A 12,392-nucleotide genomic window follows, 5' to 3' on the forward strand; every position below is an offset into this window, starting at 1 on the left:
AGCGCTCCTCTCTGATTGGGTTTTGTCACTTTAATCATATCAAGGAACGCTATTTTTGTGTACCCTAAAACGCAAAAAAGGGGGGATAAAAGCAGATTAATTATCTACTTATGTCCCAACCTCTTCGCTTTTATTACTTTTCTAAATAACTTAACGCGTCTTGAACTGTTGCAACTGGGACAATTTTCATTTTTGTCCCAATTTCTTTTGCCGCTGCAACAGCTTCCTCATAATTTGTTTTACTTCCTTCAATTGGTTCATTCGGTGCGAAGAAAATTGTGGCGCCCTCACTATCTGCTGCTACCACTTTTTTATCAATCCCACCAATACTTCCGACACTACCATCCTCATTAATTGTGCCAGTACCAGCAATTTCACGACCTTTACGAAGATCCTTTCCTGAAAGTAAATCATACAACTCAAGGGTAAACATCAAGCCAGCAGATGGACCACCGATGTTCTCGGTGTGTATCACCACATCTCGATCCGTTTCAAGAGCCGTATAATCTGTTAAGGTAATCCCAATACCAGGTCGACCTTCGTTATTATCCTGTAATTTTACCAGTTCACCTTTTACTTGATTTTCTTTACCATCGCGCTCATAAGTAATTGTAACCGTGTCGCCAACCTTTTTACCTTTGACATATTTCATGAATTCTGCTGAACTTTTGAATGACTTTTCATCGACCTTGGAGACAATATCGCCAGTCTTTAGCTTGCCTTTAAAATTAGAGTTACTCGCTACATTCATCACATAAACGCCTTTAAAAGAGAATGTAAATGGTTTATTAGCTAGTTCTAACGCGACTTTTTTCGCCATGTTCTCAGACGACGTCATTTGCATTTTAGAAAACTGCTCGTACTCTTCATCAGTACTTTCACCCATCAGCTCTTTCTGACTAATCACGTCTTGAAAAGGCAGATACTTTGCTGCAAGTAAACTTGCAAACGTACCACGGCGAATGCCAACTGTTGTAAGCATAAACGACCCGTCATTATTATTGCGTTTATCATCTACTGTAACAAAATCACGAACATTTTCTGCTGAACCCGGTACTTCAATATAGTAAGGAAGTGGCACAAGAACGCTGGCAACAACCAACAACGATACGAGGATTAGTATCCCATACTTTATGATATCCTTTTTATTTCGATTCATTCACTCATCACACTCATTTTCAATTTAGTTACGGTATTTCTCAATAATCGCTTGATTGACACACGGTGGCACAAAACTAGAAACATCGCCATGAAACTTTGCGATCTCTTTAATTATACTAGAACTAACATTACTGTATGCTTCATCTGCCAACAAAAAAACAGTCTCAACTTGAGCGTTCAACTTGGCATTCATAGACGCGATATTTTTCTCATATTCATAGTCAGTGATATTTCTAATCCCACGAATAAGAAACTTTGCGCCTAGCTGGTCGGCTATATCAACTGTTAACCCCTCTGACTGAGCAACCACTCCAACATTACCCAAAAATCGAGTTGCCTCTTCCGTCAGCCTGACTTTTTCTTCAATCGAGAACAAGCCTTTTTTAGTGGTATTAGTAAAAATCCCCACAATAACTTCATCAAATAACTGAGAAGCCCGCTCAACTGTGTTCAAATGCCCACTGGTAAATGGATCAAAACTTCCCGGAAACAATGCTATTTTTTTCATTAGCCTTCGGTCCTTTCATAAATAACCACTTCCGTACTACCATATTTCTGCCGTTTCAAAAGAGTGACTCCATCAATCGCATCAGGTAACGCAACACGTTTATCTGTTTCACAAATAATTAAAGCATCCTTATTAATTAAGCCAAGCGATAGCATCTTTTCAATTTGCAAAACAATTTCTTGTTGAGCATAAGGTGGATCTAAAAATATATAATCAAAGTATTGCTTATCAGCCGCTAAGCTACTTAAAACACGGGTTGACTCTCCCTTAATTACTGTGAACTTTTCAGGCTCCTTCGTAATCTCGATATTCGCTTTAATAACTGATAGAGCTTGATAATTTTTATCAACACAGACCGCACGCTGACATCCACGAGACACCGCTTCAATAGCTAAACCACCACTCCCTGCAAATAAATCTAACACGACTCCGCCATCAAAGTAAGGCCCAATCCGATTAAAAATTGACTCCTTAATTTTATCAGTTGTTGGCCGGGTATTATCACCTGGCAATGATTTTAGGCGACGTCCGCCGTACTCTCCAGAAACTACTCTCATTTAGTCACACAACTTTCTTAAGGAAATTTTCTTTTACCATTATTATACCAACTTTACTGAAAAATCAAACGAAAAAAGCATGAAAATTTCTCACTAACTTGTGATTTTTTCGTCAAGTTAGTGAGAAAAATTCATGCCTATATCTCTTCTGCTAAAACAATCGTGGTTGACAGCTCTTCTATTTCAAAGCCATCATCTTCTTTTAACACTTCATCCGTTCCAACACGCTGTCCAAAGTCCATTTGAATATCAGGACGATAAGACCGTTCAACACTTCTAACAAAATGCAACTTATCTAAGGCCTCAAAATTTTTCTCAACCTCTGATTCATCCATATAAATCACCACATATTTCATTTTTCGCGAAACATGCGAGATAGTTCCATAGCGTTTTAATACCTTTAATTGACGCAAACTATAAACCCAAACAATCAATGAGCGTCTTGGTACAATCGTAAATGTCACGCCTTTACTCTCCATATTATCCGACACTACAACTTCCTCCGCATCCTTTATCGGCAAACTCAAAAAACGGGTTGCCTGCATCTATTTTAATTGTCTTTGAGACACTTTGAGCCATCTCATAGGTCACACGATCTAATACATCCTGTAACTCACGTTCACTGACACGAAAAGCAGATACATGTTCATCCATATCAAGTTGTCGCTTTTCTTGACGTAATTTACGGCGTTTTTCTGTATAATCAGGTGCATGCTTGCCATAAGCTTCAATCCGCTCATAAGCATCACGAGCCTTGATAAACTCCTGTTCCTTAACTTTTGTGTTCGGATCCGTTTCAATTGAAAACCGATTGTGCAGATACTCCTGCGCTTGCGAACTTGTGATAATTTTTTTACACAAATCCAATACACAATCCTCTATTTCAAATACTTCTTCAGTATAAATCACTTAGCATACGCTCCTTACAAAGATAGTCACAAGTCACACATTCACTCACTAATTAGACGATTCCTCGACACTTTCACTCGTGGAATGACTCACTTCTGACTCCTTTTGACTTGTACTATCAGTTTCTAGTGGCCTCTCTGAAAAAACAAATAGCACCACATCTCGATTAAATGCAATTCCCACATCTCGATCTTTTTTATGTGTAAATTGACTTTGGCTTAACCCCTCACTATACCAAGTCATGACCAAAAAAGGGACATCATAGCTCGGTGTATACAAAATACCATGAGTCGTTTTAGAATCCAAACCAATAGTTTCTATTACGTGATTAAATTCATCTGACTGTAATCTGAAAGATTGATTGAATTCACACCTATTTACATGTTTTTGCCACTCTTCCAAACGATTCTTGTCAGTCATTATCTTAGCTGGATCTGTCACAAAATTAGTCAACGCTTTTTGCGTACTTTCCGATAAACTTTTAGAATAATCATAGGAATGATACTTGCCTCTTTCTCGCAAAATAGTCAAAATAGATTGCATTTGCCTTTGTCGATCAGAATTCACTAGATTCCAATCAACCTCCTCATCAATCACTTTATCAGAGACCTCTCCATTATTAGTTAATTGATAAGGCATTAAACTCAAAAGCATCTCTTTATTTAAATATCTAACGCCTATTAGTTTACCCGTATCTTGAGTTAAATGCAAAATAGCAAAGCTACCATTATCAAAGGCCAACAAAGGACGATAGTTCATATCTTCCTCTGTTAGCTCAATTTGATAATTAATTCCTTCTTGTTCAAAATCAAAATTAGGATAAATCGTTGTAATATCAGAGATATCAGATAAGTTCATCCCAATTTTAAATGGATCATTTGACAACTCATCCCCTAAAGCAAAGATTGAGACAACTTTATTATGAGCAACAGCCACTTGTAAGTAGTCATGCTCGTTCTCTCCTAAAATCCACCAATCATAACCGAGAGCGGTTTGTTGAATCTCAATCGGCTCTCCGTAATCTTTAGTGAACTCTTCAGTCGGATGATCAATATAGCCAGCAAAGCCCGCTACATTCAATTCCCCATACGGAAAAGACGTGCGCGAAACTGTCACATCCGTCTTTTCCTTTTTGGGCTTTGGTGCTTCAACTTCTTCTTTCGGAAAGATGACAGGAATAGTGTAAGAAATAATCACGAAACTAATAAATACTAGCATAAATTGACCAAAACGTTTCATGACCGCTCTCCTTTTAACTAATTGTCACCCATAATGTCCTAATAATTGATTTTGACTTATTTAGCTGCCATCTCAACAAGTAAATCACCTGATAGAATCGGCTCACCATTTTCAACGTGAATTCCAACTACTTCACCTTCAAAAGGTGCCTGAATGGTTGTTTCCATCTTCATTGCTTCTGTTACAAGAAGTGGATCGCCTTTTTTAACTTTATCACCTTTTTTAACAATAACCTCTAATACAGAACCTGACATAGTCGCACCAACGTGTTCACGCTTAGTTGGCTCTGCTTTTTGTTTCAAGGTTACCAGAGATTTAATGTTGCTATCTTTAACCACAATTTCACGACGCTGACCATTAAAGGTAAAGAATAAAATCCGTTTTCCTTCAAGGTTCGGCTCACCAATTTGATCAAGGGTAATAATCAAGGTTTTGCCTTTTTCAATCTCTAAGTGAATTGTCTCATTTGGACGCATACCATAAAAGAAAGTTGGTGTATCTAGTAATGTTACATTGCCAAACTCATTGTGCATCTTAGTATAGTCTAAAAAGACTTGGGGGTACATTAAATAACTCAACACATCTTCATGACTTGGCTCTGTTCCGATTAACTCTGCCAATTCGGCTCTTACTTGAGCAAAATCAACTGGAGTTGCCAATGATCCAGGGCGAACTTCAATTGAAGGCTTCCCTTTTAAAACAAGCTCTTTCAACTTCTCTGGGAAGCCACCTGTTGGTTGTCCCAAATCACCTTTAAACAAGCCGACAACTGATTCTGGGAAATTTAGCGTATCGCCTTTTTCGTAAACATCCTCTTCAGTCAGTTCATTTTGAACCATAAATAACGCCATGTCCCCGACCACTTTCGACGAAGGAGTTACTTTAACAATATCACCAAACATTTGGTTAACTGTCGCATACATTTTCTTAACATCGTCCCATTGTTCGCCTAAACCAACGGCTTTTGCTTGTTGTTGCAAGTTAGAATACTGTCCACCCGGCATTTCATGAGCATAAACCTCTGTTTGAGGTGCACTAATCCCATTTTCAAATGAATGATAGAAGTAACGCACACTTTCCCAATAATGATTTAATTTTTGTACATTATCAATATTGATATCAGGTGTCCGCTCTCCGTTAACTAAGGCATAGTACAAACTACTCATACTAGGCTGACTCGTTGAACTACTCATCGAGCTGATTGCCACATCCACAATGTCCACACCAGCTTTAGTCGCCGCAGAATAGGTGATAATGCCATTCCCACTCGTATCATGTGTGTGCAAATGAATCGGAACATCCACACTAGCCTTTAACTCACTAATCAATCGATAAGCCGCTTGTGGTTTTAGTAAGCCCGCCATATCTTTAATTGCAATAATATGAGCTCCTAAACTTTGCAACTCAAGCGCCATATCTTTATAGTACTGCACGTTGTATTTTGCTCGGCTAGGATCATTGATATCTCCAGTGTAACAAATAGCTGCTTCGGCAATTTTACCAGTATCGCGAACATATTGAATACTCTTTTCCATTTGTGGAATCCAGTTTAAACTGTCAAATATCCGAAAAACATCAATCCCTTGGCGCGCCGATTCCTTAATAAATTCTTCTATAACATTATCAGAATAATTTTGGTAACCAACTGCATTTGAGCCACGGAACAACATTTGAAAAAGTGTATTCGGCATTTTTTCACGTAGCTTACGTAATCTAACCCAAGGGTCTTCATTTAAGAAGCGATAGGCAACATCAAAGGTTGCGCCTCCCCACATTTCACTAGAAAACAACTCTGGAATAGCCTCTTCTGTATAACGAGCAATTTTATTAATATCACGAGTTCTGACACGTGTCGCCAATAAACTTTGATGAGCATCACGGAAAGTAGTATCAGTCAATAAAACATTCTCTTGACGATCGATCCATTTTACAACACCGTCAGCCCCCTCAGAATCAAGGATATTTTTAGCTGTTATCAGTTCTTTTTTGACAAGATTTTTTGGTACTTTAGGCTTATCAAAAAATTGCTTCACTTCTTTGCCAACACCTGGAAAGCCATTGACCGTTACTTCACCAATATATTTCAGAGTTTTATTCCCTGCATCGCGCAACTCTGGAAAATCAAATAGCTCAGGCGTATTGTCGATAAACGTCGTTTCTGCTTGACCAGATTTAAAGCGTGGATGATTGATAACATTAAATAAGAACGCAACATTCGTTTTAACGCCACGAATCCGAAACTCTTTAAGCGCGCGGTTCATACGGTTAACACTTTTCTCAAAATCAGTTCCAAACGTACAGACCTTAACTAATAACGAATCAAAATAAGGTGTGACACTTGAGCCTACATAAGCATTGCCAATATCTAAACGAACGCCTAGACCACCTGGTGAACGGTAGGTATCAATCGTACCTGTATCAGGCATAAAGTCATTTAGAGGATCTTCAGTGGTGATCCGACATTGAATAGCCGTCCCTCTTAACTGAATGTCTTTCTGTTCTGGAATCATAATCTCTTTATGTAAATCTTGACCATCAGCAATTAAGATTTGACTCACCACGATATCAATATCCGTAACTAATTCCGTAATTGTATGCTCGACTTGGACACGAGGATTGACTTCGATAAAATAAAAATTATCGCCTTCAACTAAAAACTCAACCGTTCCAGCATTAACATAACCAACATGCTTCATCAACTGCACAGCTGCGCCACAAATTCGTTCACGGAACGCGTCAGACATTGCCACACATGGGGCAACTTCTACTACTTTTTGATGGCGACGTTGAACCGAACAATCGCGCTCAAATAAATGAATCACATTGCCGTGTGTATCCCCTAAAATTTGAACCTCGATATGTTTCGGGTTTGAAATGTACTTCTCTACATAAACCTCATCACTACCAAAAGCCGCTTTAGCTTCACTTTTCGCACGCTCGTAGCCATCTTTTGCTTCATCAGCATTATGAGCGACACGCATGCCGCGACCGCCGCCACCTAAGGCCGCTTTAATCATCACAGGGTAGCCATACTCAGCACCAAACGCTAACACATCATCAACAGAGTCAACTGGCCCATCAGTTCCTGGAATTGAAGAAATCCCAGCAGCAATAGCAGCTTCTTTGGCTTTAATTTTATCACCAAAAATATCTAAATGGTGAGTAGATGGGCCGATAAAAATAATCCCCTCTTCTTCACAACGTTTTGCAAATTGTAAATTCTCAGATAAAAAACCATAACCAGGGTGAATAGCATCGGCTCCCGATTCCTTTGCTATTTCCAAAATCCCTTCAATATCTAAATAAGCATCAATTGGTTTTTTTCCTTTACCAACTTGATAGGCCTCATCAGCTTTAAAGCGGTGCATTGACCCTTCATCTTCTTCGGCATAGATTCCGACTGTGCGAATATTTAATTCTGTACACGCACGAAAAACACGAATGGCAATTTCGCCACGATTTGCTACTAAAACTTTTTCCATACTAGTTCCCACCTTTTCTTCATTTACATTAATCAATCGGCAACTGGACCAATTCAGCCTTCTTTTCTAGCTGAAGCTGGTGCCGTTTGCGCAATTCATCTGCACGGATATTTAAAACAAATCCAATGCTGATAGATAGAGTTAACAAACTCGAACCTCCCTGACTCAAGAAAGGAAAGGTTACACCTGTTAGTGGAATAATCCCGGTAATCCCACCAACGTTAACAAATGTTTGAATCAGTAGCATGCCACCGATTCCGATACACATCAAGGAATTAAAAGGGGTTGACGCACGAATCCCCACCATTATAATTCGCAAGATTAAAAATAAGACTAAGAGTAACAAAAGAATCGCTACAATTAAGCCTAATTCTTCAATAATTATTGAAAACATAAAATCTGAATGTGCCTCTGGTAAAAAGCCTTTTTTCTGGATACTATTACCTAGACCTTGGCCAAACCATCCACCATGATAAATTGCATAATAAGAATTGACCATTTGATGGCCATCCCCGTAGACATAGTCGAAAGGATTTTTAAATGCCGCAAAGCGTCCATAAACATGACTAAAGCTTTTTGGATACCAGCTTTTAGGTATGAGCTTGATAATCTCAATCCCAATGACACTTAATGCAATCCCACCACCGCCAATTGCTAAGGAATACACATAGCTAATGCCACTAGCAAGCACCATGACAATCGTAATCAAAACTAAAATTGCTGCGCCGCCTGTATCTGGTTGGATTAAAACTAGGCCAATTAATACGCCTACTAAAAGAAGTGGTTTTAAGGTTGCCTCTTTAAAATCCTTGACGATCCCTTCTTGACGCCTAGCAAAAATATACGCCAAATACCAAATAATCATTATCTTTAAAAACTCAGCTGGTTGAATCCCAATTGACCCAATATATAACCAACCGTAGGCACCATTAATTTCTGTCCCAATCAGTCGTGTTAAAAATAAGAGTGAGCCAATAACTGTGATACCGACCATAATAAACTGTTTATTTTGATACACCTTTGTTTTCATTTTATAAATCAACGCAATGGCAATCAGACTAATAAATAAAAAGGCGGCTTGCTTTACGCCGTCAATGTATGGTGCTTTAGGTGGGTTTTCGTTCATTAAACGATAAGAACTCGCGCTATAAGACATGATCACACCTGTTACTGATAATATTAAATAAGGGATTAATATCCCATAATCCATGTAAAATATTTTTTTAGCTTTCTTGGCCAATTTTTTCTGACCTCCTACTCCGCATTACTTTCCTTTTGTTCATCGTATACATCATTATAAACTTGGTTTAATTCTTGTTCAAGCTCAGCTAAAATTTTATGTCCTTCTTTTGAGCTCATGATGCCAAGACGAACTGCGTAGTCGACTTGCCTAGAAAAGCCGTACATTTGCGTATCCACCACTTCCTCAAAAGCTTTACATTGAGCGATACATAGGTGATTGCGCTGGTTGCTAATTAATTGTCTAATCTTTTTCGCATCTTGATCCAAAACGTCAATCGCGAACTTTTTTGAGATTTCTGTCTCCATGTTAGGCCCTCCTATCTAATTCACTTATTATAGCACAATTTGTCTCTTTTTTAATAGCATTGACCATACTTTTACAGGAATTTAATTGTATTTCTTGCCTCTCAAAGTATAAATCAATTAGCTAGTCTCTTTTTTATCAAATTGGGGGTATTAAAAAAACTCTAGAAGAATCTTCTAGAGTTACACTTAAATCTGATTTATTTTGCTGCTGCCAAACGTTTATTAACTTCATCCCAGTTAACAACATTCCAAAAAGCTTTGATATAATCAGGACGAACGTTGCTATATTTTTTATAGTAAGCATGCTCCCAAACATCTAACCCTAAGATAGGCGTTTTACCATCTGTTAATGGAGAATCTTGGTTGGCTGTTGACGTAATTTCAACTTTGCCATTATTAACGACTAACCAAGCCCAACCAGAACCAAAGCGGCCAGTAGCTGCTGCTGCAAACTGCTCTTTAAAGGCTTCGAAACTACCGAAAGCTTCATCAATAGCTGATTTGACTTCACCTGTTGGTTCGCCACCAGCATTAGGAGCCATGATTTCCCAGAAGAAAGTATGGTTAGCATGTCCGCCACCATTGTTTTGAACAGCTGTGCGAATATCCGCAGGAACATTAGCTAAATCTGCTACTAATTCTTCAACTGATTTGCTTCCTAATTCAGGATGTTTTTCAATCGCTGCATTCAAGTTAGTTACATATGTGTTGTGATGCTTATCATGATGCAAGTGCATTGTTTCCACATCAATATGCGGCTCTAAAGCATCGTATGCATAAGGTAATTCTGGTAAAGTATAAGTCATTCTAAAACCTCCAATAAATAGTCTGTGTTGTATTCTCAACAATCTAACTGTATCATTATTCAAACCCATTATCAAAGAAAATGCTTACTTTTTTTAATCGCTTAGATATTCTTGTATTTCTTCTCTAAAAAGCTTACAATGACGAGGTAAGAACACGTTTGCACTTACATTTAAAGCTAAATCAACGGGCCGCGCCCATAAAAGGAGACCTCATGAGTTTATTTCAATTATTCATTAATGCCTTTAAACACCCTCAAAGTCTGTTTACTGCAAAAAACAAATCATTTCCGAAAATTTTTCTTTACCTTCTATTTCTGAGCCTCATTTTATTTATCCCAGTTGGCATCGAAATTGTCAAAGTAGTCGGAACCGTCCAACAAGACCTACGAGCTATTACTGACCAATTGCCTGAATTTGACGTCACTAATAACCAACTAACGACTGAAAAAAAAGACGCAGGCTTTATTTATCAAACTGACTATCTGATCTTCACTTTCGATCCTGATGGTAAGAGACAAGCAAGCGATATTCAAAATGACTTAATAGGCAATGTTATTGGTATTGGTTTATTAAAGGATGACTTTGTTTTCGCTATAACAGATGATAATCTGTTAACGTCAATTATACCGAGAACCTTAATGGAACTCCCATATAAAAATGTAGACAGCCGCTTGTTAACCAAAGAATCTCTCAGAACTATTGCTCAATCTTCACGCAATGTCAGCCGATTGATTGGCATCTCATTTTTTGTTGCCTTTCTACCAATAGTTTTTGATTTTTTACTCACACTTATTATGATTAGTTTAATGGCCAATATTTTTGTCCGTATGCGTCGTGGTCAACTACGATTCTCTGAAACCTTTAAAATCGTCACTTTAGCGGCTACAGTTCCAGTTATCTTAACCGCCATACTGATGATTTTAACCCCAAGTTTTAACGCTAATTTTATTTTGATGGCCCTCACATTTTTCATTTATGTGAAAGCTATTAGACCCACCTTACCTGAAATAGGTCCAAAACAATAAGTCCCTAAGTCAGCTAGTCTTAAACTAGCTGACTTTTTTACTGAACGAAGTCGATTATTTCAATCTTCTCATTCTTTTTGTTACAATAAACTCAAGGATAAAATATGAGACACACTCTCTCACATAAGGAGGAATTTTATGAGTCACCCAATTATTTTATTAATGCGACACCTAACCGACGAACAATTACACTCACTAAAAACACTTACTCCATCCTACCAGCTTGTTATGGCTGAGGATGCCTCTTCCATTGACTTAGATGACGTTGAAATCATTGTCAGTTGGCAAGCTGATCTAGGCAATCAAATTCTTAATTCGCCTACCAGTCGATTGAAATGGGTGCAGGTTTATTCCGCCGGTGTTGACGATCTCCCTCTAGACAAGCTAAAAGAAAAAAACATCCTCTTGTCCAATGCAAGTGGTGTTCACGGCATTCCCATTACAGAAACAGTTATTGGGATGCTACTAGCTCACAATCGCGGTTTACAAACCGCCATAAGAAATCAAGAAAAAAAGAGTTGGAACAGTCAAATCTCCGCTTTTGAATTAAATGGTCAATCACTTTTAATTGTCGGAACAGGTTCAATTGGCCGTCAATTAGCGAAAATCGCTCAAGCTTTTGGAATGAATGTCTATGGTATCAATCGCTCAGGCTATGCTTTAGAAAATTTCATTAAAACCTATCCTCAATCTGACATTGACCAACTTTTACCAAAAATGGACAACATTGTAAACATCTTACCACTGACTCCTGATACTTACCATTTCTATGATAAAAATCGCTTCAAAGCAATGAAAGACGGAGTCGTTTTTATCAATGTTGGCCGAGGTCCTTCAGTTAATACATCAGACCTCATCACTGCATGTCAATCAGGCAAAATTAGTTTTGCGGGTATTGATGTCTTTGAGGAAGAACCATTACCTCTAGACAACCCACTATGGCAGTTAGATAATGTCTTAATTACTCCACATATTTCTGGCAAAACCACTCAGTACAATCGTCGCTTTTTCGACATTTTTTCTGACAATCTCACTCAATACCTAAAAGATGGGCAACTAAGTCGAAATCACGTTAAATTAGATCAAGGATACTAAATAAGTAAAAAACAAGGGTGAGACTTTTGTCTCACCCTTGTTTTGTCTCACCCATTACCCAA

The 12,392-nt window shown here is 38.2% G+C and carries 12 protein-coding genes; 2 read left to right on the forward strand and 10 right to left on the reverse strand.

Annotated elements, in window-relative coordinates; translation table 11 throughout:
* Positions 1–133: 133 nt before the first annotated feature.
* The 10 genes from AC5KOD_RS06165 to AC5KOD_RS06210 form a co-directional block, all read right to left on the reverse strand.
* Positions 134–1,159, reverse strand: coding sequence for a SepM family pheromone-processing serine protease (locus AC5KOD_RS06165; protein ID WP_496913664.1), 1,026 nt, complete (start codon positions 1,157–1,159; stop codon positions 134–136).
* Between the two features lie 24 nt (positions 1,160–1,183).
* Complete coding sequence (gene coaD, locus AC5KOD_RS06170) at positions 1,184–1,669, reverse strand: pantetheine-phosphate adenylyltransferase (RefSeq protein ID WP_496913665.1); 486 nt, start codon at positions 1,667–1,669, stop codon at positions 1,184–1,186.
* Positions 1,669–2,226: a 16S rRNA (guanine(966)-N(2))-methyltransferase RsmD gene (rsmD, locus tag AC5KOD_RS06175; RefSeq protein WP_496913666.1), complete on the reverse strand. Its 558-nt coding sequence runs from the start codon at positions 2,224–2,226 to the stop codon at positions 1,669–1,671. The genes coaD and rsmD overlap by 1 nt, the downstream gene beginning before the upstream one ends.
* A 137-nt stretch (positions 2,227–2,363) precedes the next feature.
* Positions 2,364–2,705 (reverse strand): YlbG family protein, encoded by a 342-nt coding sequence (locus AC5KOD_RS06180; protein WP_496913692.1) that lies wholly within the window; start codon positions 2,703–2,705, stop codon positions 2,364–2,366.
* A gap of 1 nt (position 2,706) precedes the next feature.
* Positions 2,707–3,135: a YlbF/YmcA family competence regulator gene (locus tag AC5KOD_RS06185; protein ID WP_496913667.1), complete on the reverse strand. Its 429-nt coding sequence runs from the start codon at positions 3,133–3,135 to the stop codon at positions 2,707–2,709.
* Positions 3,136–3,183: 48 nt separating this feature from the next.
* The gene (locus AC5KOD_RS06190) at positions 3,184–4,374 is read right to left on the reverse strand and encodes a CAP-associated domain-containing protein (RefSeq protein WP_496913668.1); all 1,191 of its coding nucleotides are present in this window, start codon (positions 4,372–4,374) and stop codon (positions 3,184–3,186) included.
* Between the two features lie 56 nt (positions 4,375–4,430).
* On the reverse strand, positions 4,431–7,856 hold the full coding sequence (locus AC5KOD_RS06195) for a pyruvate carboxylase (RefSeq protein WP_496913669.1): 3,426 nt from the start codon (positions 7,854–7,856) through the stop codon (positions 4,431–4,433).
* Positions 7,857–7,884: 28 nt separating this feature from the next.
* Positions 7,885–9,096, reverse strand: a complete 1,212-nt coding sequence (locus AC5KOD_RS06200) for an FtsW/RodA/SpoVE family cell cycle protein (RefSeq protein ID WP_496913670.1) — start codon at positions 9,094–9,096, stop codon at positions 7,885–7,887.
* Positions 9,097–9,110: 14 nt separating this feature from the next.
* Positions 9,111–9,404 (reverse strand): Fpa/YlaN family protein, encoded by a 294-nt coding sequence (locus AC5KOD_RS06205; RefSeq protein WP_314066887.1) that lies wholly within the window; start codon positions 9,402–9,404, stop codon positions 9,111–9,113.
* 197 nt (positions 9,405–9,601) lie between these two features.
* Entirely contained in the window at positions 9,602–10,210 is a 609-nt protein-coding gene (locus AC5KOD_RS06210) for a superoxide dismutase (protein WP_496913671.1), read from the reverse strand.
* 212 nt (positions 10,211–10,422) lie between these two features.
* Between AC5KOD_RS06210 and AC5KOD_RS06215 the strand changes: the two genes are divergently transcribed.
* Together AC5KOD_RS06215 and AC5KOD_RS06220 are read left to right on the forward strand one after the other, a co-directional pair.
* Positions 10,423–11,235 (forward strand): DUF1189 domain-containing protein, encoded by an 813-nt coding sequence (locus AC5KOD_RS06215; protein WP_496913672.1) that lies wholly within the window; start codon positions 10,423–10,425, stop codon positions 11,233–11,235.
* A gap of 138 nt (positions 11,236–11,373) precedes the next feature.
* On the forward strand, positions 11,374–12,330 hold the full coding sequence (locus AC5KOD_RS06220; protein WP_496913673.1) for a phosphoglycerate dehydrogenase: 957 nt from the start codon (positions 11,374–11,376) through the stop codon (positions 12,328–12,330).
* The last annotated feature ends 62 nt before the right edge of the window (positions 12,331–12,392 follow it).

The organism is Vagococcus sp. WN80Y, from assembly GCF_059621045.1.